26 protein-coding genes are annotated in these 21,254 nt (G+C 73.0%); 10 read left to right on the top strand and 16 right to left on the bottom strand.

What is annotated here, in order from left to right; all coding sequences use genetic code 11:
- Positions 1-3: 3 nt before the first annotated feature.
- The gene (locus IF47_RS0118810) at positions 4-696 is read right to left on the bottom strand and encodes a lysophospholipid acyltransferase family protein (protein WP_051717867.1); all 693 of its coding nucleotides are present in this window, start codon (positions 694-696) and stop codon (positions 4-6) included.
- Positions 697-1,042: 346 nt separating this feature from the next.
- Here IF47_RS0118810 and IF47_RS0118805 point away from each other — a divergent pair, with 346 nt between their 5' ends.
- Positions 1,043-1,306: a hypothetical protein gene (locus IF47_RS0118805; protein ID WP_031510016.1), complete on the top strand. Its 264-nt coding sequence runs from the start codon at positions 1,043-1,045 to the stop codon at positions 1,304-1,306.
- 114 nt (positions 1,307-1,420) lie between these two features.
- Here IF47_RS0118805 and IF47_RS0118800 read toward each other — a convergent pair whose 3' ends face one another.
- From IF47_RS0118800 to IF47_RS0118790, 3 genes are all read right to left on the bottom strand, one after another.
- Positions 1,421-2,251, bottom strand: a complete 831-nt coding sequence (locus IF47_RS0118800; RefSeq protein WP_031510015.1) for an SAM-dependent methyltransferase — start codon at positions 2,249-2,251, stop codon at positions 1,421-1,423.
- Between the two features lie 140 nt (positions 2,252-2,391).
- Positions 2,392-2,628 (bottom strand): DUF397 domain-containing protein, encoded by a 237-nt coding sequence (locus IF47_RS0118795; RefSeq protein WP_031510014.1) that lies wholly within the window; start codon positions 2,626-2,628, stop codon positions 2,392-2,394.
- Between the two features lies 1 nt (position 2,629).
- A complete protein-coding gene (locus IF47_RS0118790; protein WP_031510013.1) occupies positions 2,630-3,490 on the bottom strand; it encodes a helix-turn-helix domain-containing protein in 861 nt (286 codons plus the stop codon).
- Positions 3,491-3,792: 302 nt separating this feature from the next.
- On the opposite strand from IF47_RS0118790, the gene IF47_RS0118785 reads away from it, so the two are divergent.
- The gene (locus tag IF47_RS0118785; RefSeq protein ID WP_051717866.1) at positions 3,793-4,317 is read left to right on the top strand and encodes a hypothetical protein; all 525 of its coding nucleotides are present in this window, start codon (positions 3,793-3,795) and stop codon (positions 4,315-4,317) included.
- Here IF47_RS0118785 and IF47_RS0118780 read toward each other — a convergent pair.
- The 6 genes from IF47_RS0118780 to dhaK all read right to left on the bottom strand — a co-directional run bounded on the left by IF47_RS0118780 (position 4,293) and on the right by dhaK (position 8,608).
- Positions 4,293-4,781: a winged helix-turn-helix domain-containing protein gene (locus IF47_RS0118780; protein WP_051717865.1), complete on the bottom strand. Its 489-nt coding sequence runs from the start codon at positions 4,779-4,781 to the stop codon at positions 4,293-4,295. The two genes, IF47_RS0118785 and IF47_RS0118780, sit on opposite strands and share 25 nt — an antisense overlap.
- Positions 4,782-4,794: 13 nt before the next feature.
- Entirely contained in the window at positions 4,795-5,781 is a 987-nt protein-coding gene (locus tag IF47_RS0118775) for a sulfite exporter TauE/SafE family protein (RefSeq protein ID WP_051717864.1), read from the bottom strand.
- A 193-nt stretch (positions 5,782-5,974) separates the two neighbouring features.
- A complete protein-coding gene (locus tag IF47_RS0118770) occupies positions 5,975-6,433 on the bottom strand; it encodes an RrF2 family transcriptional regulator (RefSeq protein WP_031510009.1) in 459 nt (152 codons plus the stop codon).
- A 62-nt stretch (positions 6,434-6,495) separates the two neighbouring features.
- Positions 6,496-6,915, bottom strand: a complete 420-nt coding sequence (dhaM, locus tag IF47_RS0118765) for a dihydroxyacetone kinase phosphoryl donor subunit DhaM (RefSeq protein WP_031510008.1) — start codon at positions 6,913-6,915, stop codon at positions 6,496-6,498.
- Complete coding sequence (gene dhaL / locus IF47_RS0118760; protein ID WP_037732935.1) at positions 6,912-7,520, bottom strand: dihydroxyacetone kinase subunit DhaL; 609 nt, start codon at positions 7,518-7,520, stop codon at positions 6,912-6,914. The genes dhaM and dhaL overlap by 4 nt, the downstream gene beginning before the upstream one ends.
- 95 nt (positions 7,521-7,615) lie before the next feature.
- Positions 7,616-8,608 (bottom strand): dihydroxyacetone kinase subunit DhaK, encoded by a 993-nt coding sequence (dhaK, locus tag IF47_RS0118755; protein WP_031510006.1) that lies wholly within the window; start codon positions 8,606-8,608, stop codon positions 7,616-7,618.
- A 369-nt stretch (positions 8,609-8,977) separates the two neighbouring features.
- Here dhaK and IF47_RS0118750 point away from each other — a divergent pair, with 369 nt between their 5' ends.
- A complete protein-coding gene (locus IF47_RS0118750) occupies positions 8,978-9,865 on the top strand; it encodes a universal stress protein (protein WP_031510005.1) in 888 nt (295 codons plus the stop codon).
- Between the two features lie 24 nt (positions 9,866-9,889).
- Here IF47_RS0118750 and IF47_RS0118745 read toward each other — a convergent pair whose 3' ends face one another.
- Complete coding sequence (locus tag IF47_RS0118745) at positions 9,890-10,876, bottom strand: GlxA family transcriptional regulator (protein WP_037732925.1); 987 nt, start codon at positions 10,874-10,876, stop codon at positions 9,890-9,892.
- 140 nt (positions 10,877-11,016) lie between these two features.
- Between IF47_RS0118745 and IF47_RS0118740 the strand changes: the two genes are divergently transcribed.
- Positions 11,017-11,655, top strand: a complete 639-nt coding sequence (locus IF47_RS0118740; protein ID WP_031510003.1) for an HD domain-containing protein — start codon at positions 11,017-11,019, stop codon at positions 11,653-11,655.
- 67 nt (positions 11,656-11,722) lie between these two features.
- On the opposite strand, the gene IF47_RS0118735 is transcribed toward IF47_RS0118740, so the two are convergent.
- Positions 11,723-12,712 carry a sensor histidine kinase gene (locus IF47_RS0118735; RefSeq protein WP_031510002.1) on the bottom strand — a complete coding sequence of 330 codons (990 nt, stop codon included), beginning with the start codon at positions 12,710-12,712 and terminating at the stop codon, positions 11,723-11,725.
- Positions 12,713-13,450: 738 nt separating this feature from the next.
- Here IF47_RS0118735 and IF47_RS0118730 point away from each other — a divergent pair.
- From IF47_RS0118730 to IF47_RS0118705, 6 genes are all read left to right on the top strand, one after another.
- Positions 13,451-13,948, top strand: coding sequence for a MarR family winged helix-turn-helix transcriptional regulator (locus IF47_RS0118730; RefSeq protein ID WP_051717863.1), 498 nt, complete (start codon positions 13,451-13,453; stop codon positions 13,946-13,948).
- Between the two features lie 389 nt (positions 13,949-14,337).
- Positions 14,338-15,213 carry an STAS domain-containing protein gene (locus IF47_RS0118725; RefSeq protein WP_031510000.1) on the top strand — a complete coding sequence of 292 codons (876 nt, stop codon included), beginning with the start codon at positions 14,338-14,340 and terminating at the stop codon, positions 15,211-15,213.
- Complete coding sequence (locus tag IF47_RS0118720) at positions 15,210-15,623, top strand: STAS domain-containing protein (RefSeq protein ID WP_031509999.1); 414 nt, start codon at positions 15,210-15,212, stop codon at positions 15,621-15,623. The genes IF47_RS0118725 and IF47_RS0118720 overlap by 4 nt, the downstream gene beginning before the upstream one ends.
- Complete coding sequence (locus IF47_RS0118715; protein WP_037732923.1) at positions 15,607-16,089, top strand: anti-sigma regulatory factor; 483 nt, start codon at positions 15,607-15,609, stop codon at positions 16,087-16,089. Before IF47_RS0118720 ends, IF47_RS0118715 begins: the two co-directional genes overlap by 17 nt.
- The gene (locus tag IF47_RS0118710; protein ID WP_037732922.1) at positions 16,086-17,099 is read left to right on the top strand and encodes a SpoIIE family protein phosphatase; all 1,014 of its coding nucleotides are present in this window, start codon (positions 16,086-16,088) and stop codon (positions 17,097-17,099) included. Before IF47_RS0118715 ends, IF47_RS0118710 begins: the two co-directional genes overlap by 4 nt.
- Before the next feature lie 7 nt (positions 17,100-17,106).
- Positions 17,107-18,393 carry a PP2C family protein-serine/threonine phosphatase gene (locus tag IF47_RS0118705; RefSeq protein ID WP_031509996.1) on the top strand — a complete coding sequence of 429 codons (1,287 nt, stop codon included), beginning with the start codon at positions 17,107-17,109 and terminating at the stop codon, positions 18,391-18,393.
- A 100-nt stretch (positions 18,394-18,493) separates the two neighbouring features.
- Here IF47_RS0118705 and IF47_RS0118700 read toward each other — a convergent pair whose 3' ends face one another.
- The 4 genes from IF47_RS0118700 to IF47_RS0118685 form a co-directional block, all read right to left on the bottom strand.
- Complete coding sequence (locus IF47_RS0118700) at positions 18,494-18,751, bottom strand: hypothetical protein (RefSeq protein ID WP_031509994.1); 258 nt, start codon at positions 18,749-18,751, stop codon at positions 18,494-18,496.
- Positions 18,752-18,881: 130 nt separating this feature from the next.
- Positions 18,882-19,739 carry an MBL fold metallo-hydrolase gene (locus IF47_RS0118695; RefSeq protein ID WP_037732920.1) on the bottom strand — a complete coding sequence of 286 codons (858 nt, stop codon included), beginning with the start codon at positions 19,737-19,739 and terminating at the stop codon, positions 18,882-18,884.
- Positions 19,740-19,892: 153 nt separating this feature from the next.
- A complete protein-coding gene (locus IF47_RS0118690; RefSeq protein WP_245641164.1) occupies positions 19,893-20,351 on the bottom strand; it encodes a DUF4383 domain-containing protein in 459 nt (152 codons plus the stop codon).
- Positions 20,352-20,356: 5 nt separating this feature from the next.
- Positions 20,357-21,133, bottom strand: a complete 777-nt coding sequence (locus IF47_RS0118685) for a hypothetical protein (RefSeq protein ID WP_051717862.1) — start codon at positions 21,131-21,133, stop codon at positions 20,357-20,359.
- Positions 21,134-21,254 lie beyond the last annotated feature (121 nt).

Below are 21,254 nucleotides of genomic sequence, written 5' to 3'. Positions count from 1 at the left end.
CGCTCAGGCGGTCACGTCGAGGTCCGCCCCGGAGAGGCCCCCCGCGTGGGGGAGGTGTCCGGCCTGGTGCGCCGCGATCCGCCAGGCGTCGACGACCGCCCGGCGGGCCCGCGCGGTGGCCGTGACGATGTCGCCGGAGAGCCGGATGGGCGCCCCGACGTGAACGTGGACGTCGGGACGGCGCAGCGGGGCGGTGACGAACCCGGCGACCTGCTTGACGGCGGACCCGGAACTGATCCGACGCGATCCCGCCTGCCCGAGCGGGACGATCGGGGCGCCCGTGGCCAGCGCCAGGCGGGCCAGGCCGGTGCGGAACGGGCCGGGCGCCGCCTCGCCCGCGTCGGTGCGGCGCGGCAGACCGCCCTCGCCGTAGAGGAGGACGATCCGCCCCGCCGCCAGCGCGGCGGCGGCGCCCTCCAGCGAGGCGGCAGCCCGGTGGGTGCCGCGGTGCACCGGGACATGCCCCTCGCGGACGAGCGCGTGACGCAGACCGGGAACCCGCCACAGTCCGGCGGTGGCCAGGACGACGGGCCGAGTGCCCAGACGGTCGAGGGCGGCCAGCACCACACCGGGGTCGACGAGCGAGGTGTGGTTGGCGGCGACGATGCTGCCGGGTGCGAGCTCGGCGCCGGGGGCACGGGTGACCCGCAGACGGCCGAGTGCGGGGACGACGGTACGGGCGACGGTGCTGAGCACGGCGGGTCTCCTCTGCGTTCTTCGAACGCCGGCGGTGTGATGGTCCGATCGTCGCCCGGACCGTCCACGGGCGCCTGAGTAGCCGTACTCATCCGCCCCTGAGCGGCCGTACACGGTGCCGACCGCACTCGACGGGCGGCTCGACGGGCGGTTCGACGGACGAGAGCGGAACCACCGGGGGAAACCGGCGGGAGCCCGGGAGAAAAAGTGTGCCAAGCGGACGCCGGCCGGCCCCGATCACCCCGCCGGCGGACCGGCCGCGCCCTTGGGGACGTGCGCGCTCTCTGCGGGCGTCCCAGGGTGGAGAGCGTGGGGTCACCGGAATCCGGCAGCGGGAGAGGACGAGATGGCCGAGACGCTGAGGCACGCGGACATGTGCAGGGCTCTGAGGAGGACGGCCCGCCGCCAGGCGAAGGCCCTCGGACACCTGGAGACGGCGATCGGGAACATCGAGCGACTGCTGGGGGAGGAGCGGGGGAAGCCCGAACCCGACGAGCACCACCTCCACGCCCTGGAGGAGTCGCTGGAGGAGTTCGAGGCGGAGCTGAGGGTCACGCGCCACACGCTCGACGAGCTCCTGGCGTACATCCGGAAGGTCTGCGAGCCGTGAGTCGTGAGCGGGGCCCGCCGCCCCGCCCGTGTGGGGCGGGCGGGGAAGACGGGCCCCGCGGACCCGTGTCCGTGCGCCTCGGCGCTCCGCGCGGACCCGGGGGCTTCCGTCCGGCTACGCCTGCGGCTTGCGCCCCAGACCGCCGGCGACCAGCAGGCCGGCGATGTCCAGCGGTGCCTCCACCGGCTCGTCGGGGTGCCAGTACGGCAGGTACACCACACCCGGCTCGACCATCTCCAGCCCCTCGAAGAAGGCGGCGATCCGCGCCATGCTGCGCAACTGCCCCCGTCCCAGGGCCTGGCGTAACACCGCCTCCAGACCGCGGGCCTCGGGGGTGGAGGAGCAGAAGTGGGTCAACAGCAGGTAACCGCCCGGCGGCAGCCACGCCTTGTAGGTCTCCACCAGCCCGTCCGGGTCCTCCTCGTCGAGGAGGTGGTGGACCACGGCGTTGAGAATCAGTCCCACCGGGCGTTCCGGGTCCAGCATCCGCGTCACGTCAGGGTGGTTCAACAGGACGTCGGGCTCGCGTATGTCGGCGGTGACCACGACGGTGCGGTCGTCGTCCTCCAACAGGGCGCGGCCGTGGGCGAGGACGATCGGGTCGTTGTCGACGTAGACGACCCTCGCCTTCGGATTGATCTCCTGGGCCACCTGGTGGGTGTTCTGCGCGGTCGGCAGGCCGGAGCCGATGTCGAGGAACTGGTCGATGCCCTGACGGGCGAGGTGGCGCACCGCGCGGACCAGGAGTCTGCGGTTGGTCCGCGCGCCCTCCCCGCCGTCGGGGAAGGCCCTGGCCACCTGCTCGGCGATCTCCTGGTCCACCGGGTAGTTGTCCTTGCCGCCCAGGATCGCGTCGTAGACCCGCGCGATGCTGGGGACGGAGGTGTCGATCCCGACCGGTGCCTCGGCCGGGGCGTTCCGGGTCCAACTCATGTCGTCGGCCATGCGCTCGTTCTCCTCCAGGGGTCTGATTGCCCGTCAGAATAGGACCGAGGCGGGCCGCCGGTGTGCCGTACGGCGGTAACCGGCCATCGGTGACCGGCGTTCGCGCCGGTCCGTGCGCGCGGCCGACCGGCCGTGCGGCGTCAGGAGAGCAGGAAGTCCGCCTTCCCCGCCTTGGCGCCCCGGATGAACGCGCTGATCTCCCCGCGGGTGTAGATCAGTGCCGGACCGTCGGGGTCGTTGGACTGCCGCAGTGCCACGCGGCCGTCGCCGAGCTTCATCGCCTCCACGCAGTTGCCGCCGTTGCCCCCGCTCCACGGCTTGTGCCAGCCCTCGGCGCCGAGGTCGCCGGCGGGCATGCCGTTGTATATGCGGCCCATCTCAGAGCTCCTTGCGGAGATCCCGGAGGATCTCCCTCGTGCGTCGTGCCGTTGCCGCCTGGGCCGACATGCGGTCCAGGAGTTCGAGATGGGAGGCGACCTCGGTGCGCTCGTCCAGGTAGACGGCACCGGTCAGGTACTCCACGTAGACCATGTCGGGGAGCTCGGGCAGGTCGAAGCGGAACAGGACGAAGGGACCGTGGGTGCCGGGGTGGAACCCGGCGGAGAACTCGGTGATCTGGAGGGTGACGTTCGGCCTCTCGCTCTCCTCCAGCAGTCGGTCGATCTGCTCCCGCATCACCTCCGGCGTGCCGACGCGGCGGCGCAGCGCGGTCTCGTCCACCAGGACCCACAGGTGCGGGGGGTCGGGGCGGGTGAGCAGCCTCTGACGCTCCATGCGCAGCGCCACGTGCCGCTCGACCTCCTTCGGGGAGGTCCGTCCCACGGCTCCGCTGCGCAGCACACACCGGGCGTACTCCTCGGTCTGGAGGAGGCCGGGCACGAGTTGGGGTTCGTAGGCGCGGATGACCTTCGCCGAGTTCTCCAGGCTGACGTGGACGCTGAACCAGTCCGGCAGCACGTCGCGGAACCGCTGCCACCAACCGGGCCTGTTGGCCTCCTCCACGAGCGCCACGAAGGTCTCGACGTCGGGGCCGGACACTCCGTACGCCTCCAGCAGCAGGCGCACGTACGGGATCTTCAGGGCGACCTCGGCCGTCTCCATCCTGCGGATCGTGGCGGAGGTGACATGGAGGACCCTCGCGGCCTCCTCGCGCTTCAGGCCGGCCTTCTCGCGCAGGTCCTGAAGCCGTCTTCCCAGCACGAGCTGGCCCACGGTGGGGGCCGACCGGGGCTCACTCACCGGATGCCTCTCCTGGTCTTCCTGGCCATGCCCCGCAGTGTGCCACGCCGTTCGCGGGGCGAACACCCTGCACTCAAAACTCTGCACTGTGCAGAGTGACCCTTGCCAACTGTCCGGCACGGAAGCATAGTTGGCGGTGTGACACGGTTCACCACGGTGCGGTCGCGGGCATGCCGCACACTCCACGACCTCCGCCTCCCCCACGGGACGGAACCGGCCGCGCGGGCCGAGTCCGCGCCGCTCGCGCGCCGCCACGGGCGGACGGCGCGAGCCGGGCTGCCCTCGACCGGTGTGGCGCGCTGATGTCCGCGCTCGGCGCCGCCCTGCCGGCGGCCTTCGCGCGCGGCCTGCGCGGCTTGCGCGACCTGCGGGGCGGCCCGCGCGGGCAAGGGCGGACGGAACACCTCCGCGAACGCCTGCGGCTGCCCGCCGCCCTGCGCGCGCCCCTCGGCTACGACGCCGTCGGCGTGGACGCCGGCCTCGGGCCGCGCGTCGGACGCGGGCTGCCCCGGACGGGGTGCGTGTTCGCCGACGCCGAGCGGTGGTGGTGGATCGTGCCCGCCCAGGCCGACGCCGGCCTCGTCTGGCCCGAACCGGCCCACTACGCGACGGACGCCCTCGTCCCCGTCGGCGCCCCGGGCGCCGGGCCGTGTCTGACCCACTGGCCCGAGGACGACGTGCCCTACACCCACCCCGTCATGCTCTACATCGTGGTGTGCAACGCCCTGGGCGTCCGTCCGGACTGGAGCACCGACCCGGTGGGAGCGTTCGACGCGCCCGGGCATCGAGCCGGCCGTCCCCCTCAGGTGACGGGCACGTACTTGTAGCCGACGCGCCGCACGGTGGCGATGCCGCTCCGGTGGACGGGGCCGAGCTTGCGGCGGAGCCTGGCGACGTGGACGTCGATGGTGCGGCTGTCGACCACGTGGTCGTAGCCCCAGACGACCTCCATCAGGTGGGCGCGGGTGTGGACCCGGTGCGGGTGGGCCGTGAGGTGGGCCAGCAGTCCGAACTCCAGGTAGGTCAGCTCCAGTGGTCGCCCGTCGATCGAGGCCGTGTACCGGTCGGGGTCGACGTGGAGCCCCGACGCCGGATCGGTCGGCGGCTCCGGTCGCTTCGGCGCCTTCGTCCCCGGCCCCTCCACGCGCCGGACGGTGAGGTCCGGGGCGAACAGGTCGGACACGCGGGCGGTCTCGGGGGCGAGCACCACGTAGGTGACCAGTCGTTCGGAAGAAGGGGGCCGGCCGGCGAGGGCGCTCGTGTCGGCGGGGGCGGTGATGGTGTGGTTCACCGTGATCGCTCCTTCACGTGGACGGTGGGACGTGCGGAGACCGTGGGAGGGGGGGGCGGCGGTGCGCGCCGCTCTCCTCCCGCCCGCCCTGCCGGGCGGGGGCTTCGGCCGGGTCCGCGTGGACGGGCTCGGCCGCGGGGACACGGCGGTGTTCGCGGATCGAGTGGGCGAGGGCGGCGGCCCACGCCACGTACAGGACGGCGTGGATCGGGTACCGCACGGCGTCCCCGGCGCCGATCCAGTCGCTGTCGAGCAGGGTGCGCGTGTTGGTGACGACGATCAGACCGCCCACCGCGGAGCCCAGGACGCGCGGGGGAACGTGACGGACCAGCCACGCGGCGATCGGCGCGGCGATCAGACCGCCCACGAGCAGGGCGACGGCCCAGGAGGCGTTGACGCCCGCGGAGCCGAGACCGGTCAGGAAGCCCAGGCTCGCGGCGACGGCCACCAGGAACTCGCTGGTGTCGATGGAGCCGATCACCTTGCGGGGCTCCAGTCGGCCGCCGGCCAGGAGCGCGGGGGTGCTCACCGGGCCCCAGCCGCCTCCGCCGGTGGCGTCCACGAAACCGGCCACCAGACCCAGCGGGGAGAGGAACCGCTTGCGCAGCGGCTTGCCCAGACGGTCGGTGGGGAGCCCGACGAGAGTGAACCGCAGCAGGACGTACAGCCCCAGGGCGAGCAGGATCAGGGACATCACGGGCTCGGCCGCCTCGGTGGACAGCTTCGACAGGAAGGTGGCGCCGGCGAAGGCGCCGACGGCGCCGGGTATGCCGATCCTCAGCACGACGCCCCAGTCGACGTTGCCGAACCGCCAGTGGGCCGCGCCGGAGGCCAGGGTGGTGCCGATCTCCGCCAGGTGCACCGTGGCCGAGGCGGCGGCGGGATTGGTGCCCACGGCCAGCAGCAGGGTGGTGGAGGTCACCCCATAGGCCATTCCCAGGCTGCCGTCGACCAGTTGGGCCCCCAGGCCCGCCAACGCCAGCACGATCAGTGTCCGCATGCCGGGCCCACCTCTTCTTCCCTAGTTTTCCTACCGATTATGTAGGGAAGAATGTCGCGGCACCTCGCGCACCGGGTCAAGCCGAGTCCGCACTGTGGACGGCGGCGTGAGAGGAGAAGGGAGGGAGGAGGGGGAGGCCGGAAGAGGAGAGGGAGGGCCGGAAAGGGGCGAAACGCCCCTCAGGGAACGGAAGTCACGGATTCGTCCAGGCCTCGGGGTCCTCGGCCAGGGTGTGCACCAGGGAGGGCAGCCGGTTCGTGGCCACGTCGGCCAGCGTCACCTCGTCCAGGATCTTGCGGACGTTGGCGCGCAGCGCGATCCACAGCGGCAACAGAGCCTGTGCGGGACCGGTGTAGGACAACTCCGGCGGACGCGCGCCCCGCACCGAGACCAGCGGGCCGTCCACCACACGGATCACGTCGGCGATGGTGATGGTGTCCGCGGACGCGGCCAACCGGTAACCACCGCTGCCGCCGCGCCGACTGACCACGAGCCTGCCCCGGCGCAGATCGGTCAGGATGCCCTCCAGGAACTTGTGCGGGATGCCCTGCGCCGTGGCGATCGACTCGGCCTTGATCGGACCCTCGTCGCCGGCCGCCGCCAACTCCAGCAGGGCCCGCACCGCATAGTCCGCTCTCGCCGAGATCCGCATGCCGGCATTATCCGGCACCCGGTGTCCGCCCGCCCGCCGGGGGCACGCGGGACGCGGCCCGCTCACGCCTTGCGGTACTCGTACGCCTCCGTCGCGGCAGCCGCCACCGCCTCCAGATCCGCCCCGGTCGAGGCGGTGACCACCGCCGCTACCGCGCCCTCCACGAACGGGGCGTCCACCAGCCGGGCGCCCTCGGGAAGATCGCCCTCGACGAGCAGCGTCCGCACGGTCAACACCGCGCTGCCCAGATCCGCCAGCACCGCGACGCCCGCACCCCGATCCACCCGGCGCGCCGCCTCGATGATCAGCTCCGAACTGGTGCCCAGCCCGCCCTCCCCGGTGCCCCCGGCCGGCGCCACCGGGACCGAAGGGCCACCGGAGGCGAGACCGTGAGCCATGTGGGCCACCGCCTCGGCCACCTGCCTGCTGTGCGAGACCAGCACGACACCGACCAGCGGCCTCTCCTCCCGATCCGCGCTCACGCCGCCTCCCCGTCGTCACCGGACGCCACGGCCCCGGCGGTGTCGGCGAGCGCGGCGAAGAGCAGCGCGGACGAGGTGGCGCCGGGGTCCTGATGCCCGATGCTGCGCTCACCCAGATAACTCGCCCGCCCCCGGCGGGCGAGCATCGGCACGGTGGCGGACGCGCCCTCCTCGGCGGCCCCGCGCGCCGCCTCGAAGTCCTCGCCCGACTCGCCCAACGCCTCGACCGCCGGATACAGCGCGTCCAACATCGTCTTGTCGCCCGGCGCCGCCGAACCCAACTGCGCCACCGCGTCCACCCCCGTCCGCAGGGCCTCCCTCAGCCGCGCGGCGTCCACCGTCCCGGCGTCGCCCAGGGCCTTGCCCGCGCGCCGCAGCAGCGTCCCGTACAGCGGGCCCGAGGCGCCGCCGACAGTGGAGATCAACCGGCGGCCGGCAAGGGCGAGCACCGCCCCGGGCGTGTCGGGCCTCTCCTCGTCCAGGGAGGCGACGGCGGCGGCGAAACCACGCCGCAGATTGGAACCGTGATCGGCGTCGCCGATGGCGGAGTCCAGCTCGGTCAACCGCTGGGCCTCCCGGTCCACGGCGGCCGAGACCGCGGACATCCAGCGGTGGAAGAAATCGGCGTCCAGTGCGACGGTCACCACGGTCCCCTCTGTCGGTGTCCTCGGACTCCGGTGCTCCTGCCCGGGCGCCCGCCTCACATGCCCCAGCGCAACCCGGGGGTGCGCACCGGCGCGTCCCACAGCCGCAGCAGCTCCTCGTCGGCCCGGCACAACGTCACCGAACAGCCGGCCATGTCGAGCGAGGTGACGTAGTTGCCGACGAGCGCACGGGCCACGGGCACACCACGCTCGGCCAGCACACGGTGCACCTCGGCGGCGAACCCGTACAGCTCCAACAACGGGGTGGCGCCCATGCCGTTGATCAACGCCAGCACCGGCCCCTCCGGACGCAGATCCTCCAACACCGCGTCCACCGCGAAATCGGCGATCTCCCCGGAGGTCATCATGCCGCGCCGCTCGCGCCCCGGCTCGCCGTGGATGCCGATGCCCAGCTCCAACTCCCCGGCCGGCAGATCGAAGGTGGGACCGCCCTTGGCCGGGGTCGTGGGGGCGCCCAGCGCGACGCCGAAACTGCGGGAGGACTCGTTGACCCGCCGGGCGATCGCCTCCACCCGCTCCAACGGAGCGCCCTCCTCGGCCGCCGCGCCCGCCAGCTTCTCCACGAACAGCGTGGCGCCCGTGCCGCGCCGCCCCGTGGTGTAGGTACTGCCGCTCACCGCCACGTCGTCGTCGACCAGCACCTTGGCGACCTGCACGCCCTCGTCCTCGGCCAACTCGGCGGCCATGTCGAAGTTGAGCACGTCACCCGTGTAGTTCTTGACGATGAACAGCACACCCCGACCGCTGTCCACGGCCGCCGCCGCCCGCGCCATCTGATCCGGAACGGGAGAGGTGAACACCTCGCCCGGACAGGCGGCGTCCAACATCCCCGGACCGACGAACCCGCCGTGCAGCGGCTCGTGCCCCGACCCGCCCCCGGAGACCAGGCCCACCTTGTCCGCCACCGGCGCGTCCCGGCGCAACACGATCCGACGCTCGACGTCGACCGTCAGATCCGGATGGGTGGCGGCCATGCCGCGCAGGGCGTCCGCCACCACTGTCTCCGGCACGTTGATCAGCATCTTCATGACTACCTCCGGGAGGATCGGCGGCTCCGGCGGCTCCGGTGGTCCGCCGCCGACTCTACTGACCGGGCATCAGGGAACGGGTGATTCCGTCCCCGGGAGTTGTCGCGCTGTCGGGAGGAACCCAGTATCGCGGCGAGCGCGCCCCGGGCCACCCCCACACCGCGCGGACGTGCGACGGAAACGCGGCAGGTGGACGCCGGACCAAAGAAAAGTGTGCCAAGCGGTTCATACGGCGGTTCACGCGATCGAGGCCGGAAACAGGGCCGAACGGCCCTGTGCCTGCGGAGGCGAACGGCGGGAAGGTGAGGAAGAACGAGAAGACGCGGATGGCGCGCGGCGTGCGCGGCGAGGACGGGAAAGAGGAGAACCATGGCGAACGGACCGGTCGTGGTGGGAGTGGACGGCTCCCGATCGAGCCTGGACGCGGTGGCCGTCGCGGCCCGCGAGGCACGGCTGCGCGGGGTGGGGCTGCGGGTGGTGCACGCCTTCCTGTGGCCGGTCGCGAACGTGCCGCTGGGGCCGTCGCCGGCGGGCCCGCCCGAGGGCGGACTGCGCAACATGGCCGAACGCCTGGTGGCCGAGGCGGTGGAGCACGCGCGCACCGCCGAACCGGGGGTCGAGGTCGCCGGCGACCTCGTCACCGGCGAGCCGCTGACGGTGCTGGAGAAGCAGTCACGCGACGCCGCGCTGGTCGTGGTCGGCAGCCGAGGGCTGGGCGGGTTCACCGGTCTGCTGCTGGGCTCGACCGCCGTCCACCTGTCGGCGCACGCCCGCTGCCCGGTCCTGGTGGTGCGCGGCAGGCCCGACCCCCAGGGGCACGTCCTGCTCGGAGTGGACGGCTCCCCGGAGGGCGAGGCCGCGGTGGAGTTCGCGTTCGTCGAGGCGTCGCTGCGAGGCGTCGACCTGGTGGCCCTGCGCGCCTGGAACAACTGGACCGGCCCGATCGGCAGCCCCGCCGAGCCGCTGCCCCTCGTCTACGACGTCGAGATGCTCCGGGACGAGGAGGAGCGGACGATGGCCGAGGCGCTGTCCGGCTGGCAGGCGAAGTACCCCGACGTCACCGTGCACCGCCGTCTGGTGCAGGCCTACACCCGTCCCGCGCTGATCGAGGCCGCCGAGGAAGCGCAGTTGCTGGTGGTCGGGGCGCGGGGCCGCGGAGGGTTCGCCGGGCTGCTGCTGGGGTCGGTCAGTCAGGCCGTCCTCCACCACGCGCCCTGCCCCGTGGCGGTGGTCCGGGCCCCGAAGGCGCGTCGCTGACGCTCGGCGCGCCGGGGCGTGCGGTCACGCCTCGGCGCGGTCGGCGGCGCTGGAGGCCCGGACCGTGCCGGTGGTGGCGAAGCGTTGACGGTAGGCGGTGGGGGTGACGCCGAGGTGGCGGACGAAGGCGCGGCGGAGGGTCTCGTCGCTGCCGAACCCACTGTGCCGCGCCGCCGAGGTGACGCTGTGCCCGTCGAGGAGGAGCCGTTGGGCGTGGTCGAGACGGACCCGCTCGACCCAGCGGGCGGGGGTGGTGCCCAGCTCGGCGTGGAACAACCGGGTCAGGTGTCGGGGGCTGACGGCCGCGGCGCGGGCCATGGACGGCAGACCGTGATCGGCGGCCGGGTCGGCCAGCACGGAATCGATCAGGGTGCGCAACAGGTCGTTGTGCGCGGGCGGGGTGGTGGCCGTGGTGAACTGCGACTGTCCGCCCGGACGTCGTAGGAAGACGACCAGTTCGCGTGCGATGCGGCGGGCCGCGTCGGCTCCGTGGTCGTCCTCGACGAGGGCCAGGGCCAGGTCGATGCCGGCGCTTATGCCCGCGGAGGTGACGAACCGCCCGTCCCGGACGTGGATGGCGTCCGGTTCGACGCGCACCCGGGGGTGGCGGCGGGCGAGCGCGTCGGCGTGCCGCCAGTGAGTGGTCGCCCGGCGCCCGTCGAGCAGGCCGAGTTCGGCCAGGACGAAAGCGCCGGTGCACACCGAGGCGACCCGCGTCGCCCGTGTGACCACGGTGCGGACCGTCGCCGGCAGCTCCGCGTCCATCGGTCGCTCGGTCAGGCGGTCGCCTCCGGCCACGAGCACCGTGTCGAGCCGGCCGGCTTCGGCCGCCGTCACGGTGCCGCTCAGCGGCATCCCGGTCGAGGTCCTGACCTCCCCGCCGCGTGCGGAGATCAGGACCAGGTCGTAGGGGTGGCCGAGCCGGCTCGCATGGTGCAGGACCTCCGCGGGGCCGCTGACGTCCAGCAGGGTCACACCGTCGAACACCACGAAGCCCACGCGATGCGTCATGTCCGAATCTGTGGTTTCTCTGTCAGGAAGGACATGGCGCCATGGTACGTGCTCGGCGACCCTGGAGGTTCGGACAGGTCGAGACCCGGAAAACCCGGAAGGCCTGGAAGGCCCGGAAGACCAGGAAGTGGAGAGAGAGCATGAGCGAGTCGATCGCGGGCGTGCGGATCCCGGACAGCGCCCTGGCGCGGGAGGCGACCGAACTGGTCCGTGAGGCGGCCTCGCCGCTGTTGTTCGACCACTCCCGGCGCGTGTTCCTCTGGGGATCGCTGCGCGGGCGTGAACAGGGACTTCGGTTCGATCCGGAGTTGCTGTACGTCGGAGCGATGTTCCACGACCTGGGGCTGACCGAGCGGTTCCGCCGCACCGACCAGCGTTTCGAGATCGACGGTGCCGACGAGGCGCGGCGGTTCCTGCACGCCCACGGCATCACCGGCGAGGAGGCCGACCGGGTCTGGGCGGCGATCGCCCTGCACACCACGCCGGAGATCCCGCTGCACATGGCCCCCGAGATCGCCCTGGTCACCCGGGGAGTGGAACTGGACGTCCTGGGCATCGGCTACGACGCGGTCTCCGACGAGCAGCGCGCGGCCGTGCTGGAGGCCCACCCCCGCCCGGACTTCAAGAACCGGATCCTGGCCGCGTTCACCGAGGGCGTCAAGGACCGCCCCGAGACGACGTTCGGCAACGTCAAGGCCGACGTGCTCGCGCACTACGTGCCCGGATTCGTCCGCGGCGACTTCGTCGAGGTCGTCAGGAACTCCGCTTGGCCCGAATAGCCCCCGCACCTCGATCGACGAGGGGCGACGAGGGTCGGCCGGTGACGGCCACGCCGGACCCGTCCGGTCAGGCGCGGGCGGAGCCCGCCGGGCGGGTCAGGTGCAGTCGTACGGTCAGGCCCGTGGGGGTGGCGCGGGTCTCGACCAGGTCGCAGAGCTGGTGCATCATCCACAGGCCGCGTCCGCCGTTGGCGGAGTCCAGGGTCGGACGGCGGCGACCGGCCAGCAGGTCGGTGAGCCGGCCGTGGTCGGTGACCTCGGCCACGCAGGACGAGCCGTCGACCCACAGGCGCAGGGTGCCGCGTCCACCGCCGTGGGCGAGGGAGTTGGCGGCGGCCTCGGCCACCGCCAGGACGAAGTCGCCCCGGCGCGGGGTGTCCAGCCCGGCCTCCAGGGCCCAGGTGTCCGCGTGGTGGCGGACCTCGCCCAGATCACCGGTGGCGAACGCGAAGGTGCGGGCGTTCGCGGGCGGGGGAGCGAGGGCCAGGGCGTCGCAGTCCGCGTTGACGGCCGCGGGCCCGGCATAGTCCGGACTGGTCCCCGCCACGCCGTTCTCCCACAGGACCGGATGGGTGCGCCGCGCGCCGTCGCACACGGACCGGGGCAGCTCGAAGGCGTCGTAGAAGCACAGGACCGTCGCGGCGCGGCCGGTGAAGGCGGCGTTGACGAGCGCCTCGTGCCGGGTGGCCTCGACGATCTCGGCGGGGGAGCGTCGCGCCCAGATGGGTTCCCCCACGATGCGGGCCGGACGGTCGGCGTGCCGGTCGGCGAAGTCCCGGAAGCCGGCCAGGATGCGGCCGGGGTTCCGGCCGAAGTCGGTCATGTCCACGAGTGTGAGATGGTCGGCCGAGAGCGCGTCGGAGTCCAGGCGCTCGCGCAGCAGCCGCAGCCGGGGGCCGGGGACGGCGACGAGCACGGGCTCGCCCGCCCGCAGGGCCGTGGAGACGAAACCGGCCGCGCCCGTGAGGTACTCCTCGAGGGTTCGGCAGAACAGTGCGGAGTGGACGAAGGGCTCCGGGTCTTCCCGCCCGGTGTGAGGGTATTCGCTTTCGGTCACGGAGGGACCACCCCTGGAGTGGCGAAGACGTGCGGGAGGGAATCGTCCGTGTGTGGGGACGGGCGTGTCGTGGTCGACGGTGGACGCGGGTCGGCTGCCGCCGGGGCGCACACGGCGATGGCGCGGGCGCGCCGGACGCGCCGGCACGGCGCCGGCATCGGCACGACGGTGAACACCTCCGCTCGGTCCTCGACTCTGCTCCGGAAGTGCTGATGCCCCGGTGTGGCATGTGCACACCGATTCTCTGCCTTCCGGTTATGTGGGGGCCGAGGTACTCCGCGCCTGATGGGGGAGGCGGCCCGGTCGCAGGGGGAAGAGTACAGCGGACTCGGGATGCGGTGTCGGCGGGGCCGATGGGTGGCGGGGCGGCGGTGGCCACCATCGGTGTCGGTATCCGGGTGTCCGGTGTCGGTGTCGATGTCGTCGCCCGACGTGGCGACCGGGCGGGTCGGGGTGGTCCGGGCGAGGTGAGGGGCCCGGGCCGGGGTACGGTCGTCGCGCGATCGGCCGGCGGCAGGCCCGCGGCGGATGCCCCGAGGCACCGCTTCGGTGGGGAGCGGACCGCGTCCGGCGGTCCGCGGGGGCATCGCGCGGGCGTGTGCCACGGCTGTGGATCCGTCCGAATCCGTCCACCGTGCCGCGACCGTCTTCCGTGATATGGAGAAACCGACAAGGGACAGCGTGCACCGTTCGGTCCGCGGCCTGACAACGCGAACGCGGAATGCCACAGTTGGGGGCGTGAACCCCGAACCCTCCCCGCGTCGCCCCGACGACGCGGCGCGCGCGGCGTCGGAGGTGACCGAGCTTCTGGAGGTGTTGTGGGAGCGGGGGCGCGAGGCCGCGTCGCCCGTGCCCGTCTCCGCCTCGCAGTTGAGGGTGCTGTACGTCCTCGATCGCGACGAGGGCATCAATCTGCGCACGCTCGGCGAGGCGTTGGGGTCGGCCCCGTCGTCGGTCAGCCGCCTGTGCGACCGACTCCAGGCCGCCGGGTTGGTGGAGCGCGCGCCCAACCCGGCGAGTCGGCGGGAGCTGGAGCTGAGGTTGACCGACCGGGGCAGAACGTACCTGCGGGAGTTGCGCGAGGTGCGGGAGAAGGCCCTCCTGGCGGCCATAGCGGCGATGTCCCCGGCCGCCCGCCAAGCGCTCGTCGAGGGGTTGGAGGGTTTCCGGAGCGTCGTGGACGGGGTGGTTCCGTGGCGTCGGGAGGGGACGAACGGGAGCGGACCACCGGTGTAGGGGCGTCGTGCCCGCCTCGTCCCCGCGGCACGCGCACCCGGTGGCCGTCGGGGAACCCCGCCCGGAGGCCCGTGGCGGAGGGCCGTGTGCGATGGTCGGTGGGGAGAGTGTGGGGAGGTGGCACGGTCGCCGCGTGGAAACCGTCGCGGAATCCGCATCAGACGCCGGTTTCTGGGAAGGCCTCGGGAAGCCGGGGAGCGTCATCGGTGCCTGACGTGCCGTGAGTTGGGGCACACTCCGGCTCGTCCGGCCGCTGTTAACATTTGCCGGACAGCAACAAAAGGGACGATGGGTACCGGTTGGATGCCGGCTCCTCGTCCCCGCACATCCAGCCGGGCGCCGAGGCGAAGGGCGTGGGCCGGCGACGAACGACTGTGAGAGGGCTTGTGGTGAACGCCAGCGAAGCAGCCGTGCGAGACCGGTTGACCAGGGCGCTGCGGGAACGCGGCGACGAGATCGCCGACCGGTGGGTCCAGCTGCAGCGGGAGCGGGCCGCCATCGACATCGGCGAGGGGGAACTCCGGGAGGAGGCCGACTCCCTGATCGTCCTGCTCGGCGGAGCGCTGAACAACAGCGAGCACGGCATGGAGAGCGTGGTGGACGCCCACCACGACCTGCGCGACGCGGTGATGGAGCTCTCCTTGCGCAGGGAGCGCAGCGGCGCGAACCCCACAGCCACGTCCCTGGCCATCCTGGCCCTCAAGGACGCCGTGCTGGAGGCCGTGCAACGGGACAACCTCGACCCGCGGGAGATGTTCCCCGCAGCGCTGATGATCAACAGGCTGTTGGACGAGGCCGCCGCGCTCTCCTTCAGCGCCTACGTCGAGCGTCGGGAGGAGATCATCCAGCGGCAGAGCCGCCAACTGCTGGAGATGTCCACGCCCGTGGTGCACCTGTGGAGGCAGATCCTGGCCGTGCCGCTGATCGGCACGCTGGACACCGCGCGCACCCAGGTGGTGATGGAGAACCTGCTCCAGTCCATCCAGACCCACGAGGCCCGAGTGGCGATCATCGACATCACCGGGGTGCCGACGGTGGACACCGCCGTCGCCCAGCACCTGATGCAGACCGTCAACGCGGTCCGGCTGATGGGCGCGGACTGCTTCATCAGCGGCGTCCGCCCGTCCATCGCGCAGACCATCGCCCAGTTGGGCATCGACCTGTCCACCATCCTCACCCGCGCCACCCTCGCCGACGCCTTGGCCGCCGCGGTCGAGATGACCGGCCAGGAATCGCCGACCGCCGGAGCACCGACGAACCGATGACCGACTCCCGGCCCATGGACGTGCCCATCATCAGGCTCGGTGACGTGCTGGTCACCGGGCTCATCAACGAGCTCGACGACAAGGCGGCGACCGCCTTCGCGGAGGAGCTGACCGAGCGCATCGCCGCCGAGCGGGCCAAGGGGGTGCTCATCGACATCTCCCGGTTGGAGATCATCGACTCGTTCGTGGCGCGCACCCTGACGGAACTGAGCACCATGGCACGGCTGCTGGGCGCACGGGTGATCGTGGCCGGCATGCGGCCCCCCGTGGCGATCACCCTCGCCGAGCTCGGGCTCCAACTCGCGGGGGTGGAGACCGCGTTGAACGCGGAGCAGGGAATGGTCGCACTGGGCTGGCGCCATGCTCCCCGGCCCCCGGAAGGGGGGAATCGACGTGAAACTCTCGGGTGAACGGACGACCGCGGCGCCGACGGTTCCTCCCGCGACCGCCGGGAGTGACGCCCCGCGCGGCGGCGACACCCCCGTCACGCACCCCGTCCGCAACGACGAGGACCTCATCACCGTCCGCCACGCGGTGCGGGCGGCGACCGTCGAGGTCGGGTTCGGGCTGGTGGACCAGACTCGTGTCGTCACCGCCGCCAGCGAACTGGCGCGTAACGCCTACATCCACGGCGGTGGGGGCACGGTGACCATCGAGTTTCCCAGACAGGCGGGCCGCAGAGGGATCCGGTTGATCGTCCACGACGACGGGCCGGGCATCCCCGATGTGGAGGTGGCCCTGACCGACGGATTCACCACCGGCGCCGGCCTGGGCCATGGACTGGGAGGCGCCCGCCGCCTCATGCACGAATTCGAGGTGCGCACCGAGGCGGGGAAGGGCACCACGATCCGCGCGACCCGCTGGACCACGCAGTGACCCGATCGTCCTTCGACACCGAGGGCCTGACCGACGAGATCCGCATCGACCACGAGAGCGCGATCCACCTGGCCGCCACCGCGGCGCGTGACCGCGCGCTGCGGTGCGGACTGCCGGGCTCCATGCCCGACCAGGCGGCGGTCCTCGCCAGTGAGCTGGCCGGCAATCTGGACAAGCACGCCGTCGACGGGACGGTGTACGTCCAACCGTTCAGGCTCGGCACCGGGGTGGAGATCGTCGCCGTGGACCGCGGTCCCGGCATAGGCGATCTCGACCGTGCCATGGCCGACGGTTACACCACCGCCACGGGCTCCCTCGGCGCCGGTCTCGGCGCGGTGCGCCGGATCGCCACCGAGTTCACCATCCGCACCCGGGCCGGTTTCGGAACGCTGGTCTGCGCACGGCTCTCCCCGCCGGGCAAGCCCCCGTCCCGACGGTGGGACACCGGCTCGGTGTGCCTGCCCGCCAAGAGCGAGCGGCACTGCGGCGACGCCTGCGCCGTGGCCGAGACCGGCGACGCGCTCACCGGGCTGGTCGTCGACGGCCTGGGGCACGGTGTCGCGGCCGCCGAGGCGGCCCGGTCGGCCCTGCGCTCCTTCCACACCGCCCCCGACCGGCCGCTGGACGACATCCTGACCTCGCTGCACCGCAGCCTGCGCCACACCCGCGGCGCCGCCGCCGGCGTCCTGCGCCTGCGTCCCGACCGCGCCGAGTACTGCGGCGTCGGCAACATCCGCGCCGTGGCGTTCTCGGGAGGGGACGTGCTCCACCGGCTGGCCGGCCAACCGGGCATCGTCGGCTGGAACATCCCCACCCCACGGGTCCGCACCCTCTCCCTGCCACCGGGCACGGCGTTCGCCCTCCACAGCGACGGCATCGAGTCCCGGTGGTCGCACTCCCCGTCCACCTTCCTCCTCCGGCTCCCCCCGCCCCTGCTGGCCGCCGCCCTGGCCCACGGCCACCGGCGCACCCGCGACGACGCCACCGTGCTCACCGTCCGGGCGATGTAGAGGTCTCATGACAACCGACAACCACACCCCCCACCGTTCCTCCCACCACACGCTGCCGAGCCTCCGCCGGGCCGTGCGCGGGATCGCCCGCTCTCACCGGCTGCCGGTCGAGACCAGGGCACGCCTGGTGCTGTCCGCGGCGGACCTGGCCCGCACCGAACTCGCGGCGGGACGGCCCGTACGGCTGGAGACCTCCGTCGAACAGGAGCCGGAGGGCATGGCACGGCACCTCGCCGTCACGCTCGACACCCTCCGGGCCGCCGACACCGACCGTGAACTCCCGAACCTGCCCCTGCCCGTCGAGTTCACCGAGAACGGTGCGGCCACCTGGCGCGTGCCGCTCCTCGAACCGTCCGACGGGGCCGGTGCGCGGCCGTCTCCCAACGGAGGTGTGCCGCGGCCCGCGGACGAGTCCGCCTCCTCCGAACTGCGGGCCGTCGAGCAGGAGTTGAGGGCGGCGCTGGCCCGTATCGACGTCCTCACCGCCGAACACCGGAGGCTCAAGCACGAACTCGCCGAGACCAACCGGGGCACCCTCGCGCTCTACGTCCAACTGGAGGAGCGCGACGAGCAGTTGCGCAAGGCCCACGGCCAGACCCTGCGCGAGCTGGAGGACGCCCTGCGGCCCGCGCCGATCGAGGTGGAGGGCCTGGAGATGGCCGTCCACTACGCGCCGGCCGGCACCGACGCGCCCACCGGCGGAGACCTCTACGACTGGCTGCAACTGCCCGACGGCACCGTCCACATCACCGTCGTCGACGCCCTCGGCCACGGTGTGACCAGCACCCGAGGCGCCCTCAACGTCACCCACGCGGTGCGGACCCTGGCCCTGGAGGGGCACCCGCTGGAGTCGATCGTCGCCCGGACCGCCGAGATCCTGATGCCCTTCGACAGCGAGCTGATGTCCACCGTGCTGCTCGCCCGCGTCAACCCCGAAACCGGCGACCTGTACCTGGCCAACGGCAGTCACCCGCCCGCCCTGCTGCTGCCCGCCGAGGGCGAGCCGAGATACCTGGAGGCGCGCGGCCGGGGCATCGGCTACCCGCTCGCGGGCAGCGAGCGCCTACTGCACACGACGATGGCGCCGGGGGACCTGCTCGTCCTCTACACCGACGGGCTCACCGAGAGCCGCCGCGACCCCCGAGAGGGCGAGGAGCGGCTGATCGAGGCGGCCCGCCGCCACGCCGACAAGCCCATAGCGGACATTCCCGGCGCGATCGCCGAGGACATGCACACCATCATCCTCCACCCCGACGACACCCTGGCCCTGGCCGTACGAGTCCCGCGCCCCTGAACGGCGCCCGCCGAGCGGGAGCCGCCCGGAAGCGCGGGACGACGGTGGGCCGGGGCCGGGGCCGGGGTCGAGGCCGGGGCGGCGGTGGGCCGGCTCCGGGTCAGGCGCCCAGCTCCGACACCACGGCCTCCAGCCGCGCCGCCAGCGTCTCCAGGTCCCGCTCGGAGGGCTCGTCGGGACCGAGCCGGCCGGCGAGGTCGTCGCGGGAGACGACCTCCACGGCTCCGCGCCAGCGGTCCGTGCCCGTCTCGGCGGCGGGGACGACCCGAGCCCGGCCCTCCAGCAGGACCAGCCGGGGATCGGGGTCGGAGGAGCGGAGCAGCTCCCGTACGTGCTCGGCTGTGATCGTGCTCGGCACCTGTGCGCCTTCCTTCCGTGTCTTCCGCATCGGACAACGCGCTCGGACGACGCGTTCGGCCACCGCGCGCGACTCTCCTCCGCGCACGCCCGTCCGCGTCCGTCCACTCGTGTGCCCGCCCCGCGGCCCGTCAGACGGAACCGGCCCCGACCGCTTCGACCAGGCCGTTCGCGTCGACGGTGACCCGCTCGCCGCGGGCGCAGGGGATCACGCCGGAGGGGAAGCCCGGCCGTCCGGCCTCCCGGAGGAAGTCCGACAGGGGGGACTTCATGACGCCGTAGTCGTCGTAGTGCACGGGCAGCACGCGGCGCGGGCGCAGCGTGGAGACCAGATCCGCGCCCTGGAGCGCGTCCATGGTCACCAGCAGCCCGCCGGGGAGAGTGGTGCCGCCGAGGTGGACCACGGCCAGGTGGATGTCCGGGCAGCGGCGCGCGATCTCCTCGATCCCGGGGAACATCAGCGTGTCGCCCGAGATGTACATCCGCAGCCGCACGGGCCCGCCCGGATCGCCGAACTCCAGCAGACTGCCCATCACCGGGGGCAGCAGGAAGCGGGCGGGCCCCGGACCGTGCCGGCCGGGCAGGGCGGTGACGCGGACCTGGCTGTGCCCGCGGAGCAGGACGTGGTCGTGCCAGGTGGGCAGGCCGGTCGCGCGGCTGAATCCGTGCAGCCCCTGGAGACGCCGGGAGGCGTGCGGGGTGGTGACGATCGGCAGCGAGCGGGGCAGTCGGCGGCGGGCGACCCGGTCCCAGTGGTCGCCGTGCAGGTGGGACAGGATCACCGCGTCCAGGTCGGACGGCAGCTCGTCGATCGACAGCGCGGGATCGACCAGCCGCTTCGACAGCAGTCCCTTGCCCAGGTAGGCGTACTGACCCCGGTGCAGGAAGTTGGGGTCGGTCAGCAGCGTCAGGTCGCCGTAGCGGATCAGCAGGGTCGCGTTGCCGACGAAGAGGATCTCGGCGGTCCCCGCGGGCGGTGCGGATGTCATGGGAGACCTCCCGTCTCCCACCGGGCGCGGTGGCGGTCCGGCGGGTGTGGCGGTGGATGTGCCGGTGGATGTGGCGTTCCGGGGACGAGTCGGACGCCCGACGGCGCCCGGTGGGGCGGCCACACGGCCGCCCCACCGGTGTCCGGGCCCCTGTCAGGCCGTCGAGGGTGAGGGGCGGCGGCTCAGGACCGTGCCGAGGGCGATCATGCCCACCCCCAGCAGGAAGTGCAGCCAGTCGTCGGCCGTGTTCAGGGGCACGAAGTTCGCGGCGCTGTCCTTGTCGATGATCAGCCCGTAGAGCCACAGCAGCAGGTAGATCACACCACCGCCGATCAGGAACGCCTTGGCTCCGGCCATGCTGCGGGCCAGTGCCAGTCCGGCGATGCCGAAGGCGAGGTGGACCAGGTTGTGCAGGACCGACACCTTGAAGATGCCGAGCAGGTGGGCGTCCGAGTGGTGTCCGGCGAACGTCATGTCGCCGAAGTTCGTGGTGATGCCGGGGATGAACCCCAGGATTCCCACACCCAGGAAGATCAGCGCCACGATCTTGGCGGCGGTGGTCAGTGCCGATCCGCGTGCCGTACCGGTGGTGCTCGGGCCTGTCCTGGCCATCGTCATCATCTCCGCGTTCGGGTGGAATACCGGCCGGTTCGGAGTACCCCCGAGGCCGAGGGAGAAACGGCCCGTCCGGCCGGCGCTCGACGGCGGCCCTGGCGCGAGCCGCTGTACGCCGCGCGCCGTACCGTCTCCAGGGCCGGTCCCGGGGCCAGCCCCGGAAGGCTGTGGCCGTAGACGTCGTACTCCAAGGTGGCCTCCGGCGGTTCGGGCAGCGGCGAGCCGACCGTGAGCACGGCGAAGGTCCGCCACCGGCCCAGCGGGGCGGCGGCGCGCAGGTCGAACACCAGCGGCTTCTCCTCCAGGGCCCGCCGGACGGCGGACGGGGCGCCGTGGACCGGGCGCAGGCGGCGGCGCGGGAAGGCGCCGATCACCATGCGACGTCCGCCGACGCGGTACGGCAGCAGGACGGAGTACGGACCGCCCAGCGCGTCACCGCGCGGCAGGGGCAGGTGGCGGAGCACGGGGAGGCGGGAGGCGGAGGTCAGCAGCAGATCCAGATGCCGGCCCGGGCCGCCCGCGTCCACCACCCGCACGGCCAGTCCCAGCCAGTCGGGCAGCCGCGTCGGCAGCCCGGCCCCGCGCGACAGCCGCACCGCGCAGGCGTGGCGACCGGGCTCGTCCATCCAGGGCACGCCCCAAGGCGCGTCGGCGCCGCCCCGGACCACCACCTCGCCCGTGCAGATCAGCCCCTGGGGGTGGAAGGCCGGGGCCCGGCGCAGCCGGGCGAGCAGTCGGAAGCCGGCCCGGGTGCCGCGTGCGCGCAGAGGAGACGACATTCCCCTCGCTGTTGCCGCTTCCGTGGGCGTCGAAACCCGCGTACGGCACCTTCCGACGGCGCTCCGGTGCACCCCGGCACATTCCGACACGGCCCCACCGCCTTAACGGTTCGTGGGGAAA

The sequence above is a fragment of the Streptomyces megasporus genome (assembly GCF_000718985.1).
GTDB classification, from domain to species: Bacteria; Actinomycetota; Actinomycetes; order Streptomycetales; family Streptomycetaceae; genus Streptomyces; species Streptomyces megasporus.
Note: the sequence above shows the minus strand (reverse complement) of the source record. Positions and strands in the feature narration are given on the sequence as shown.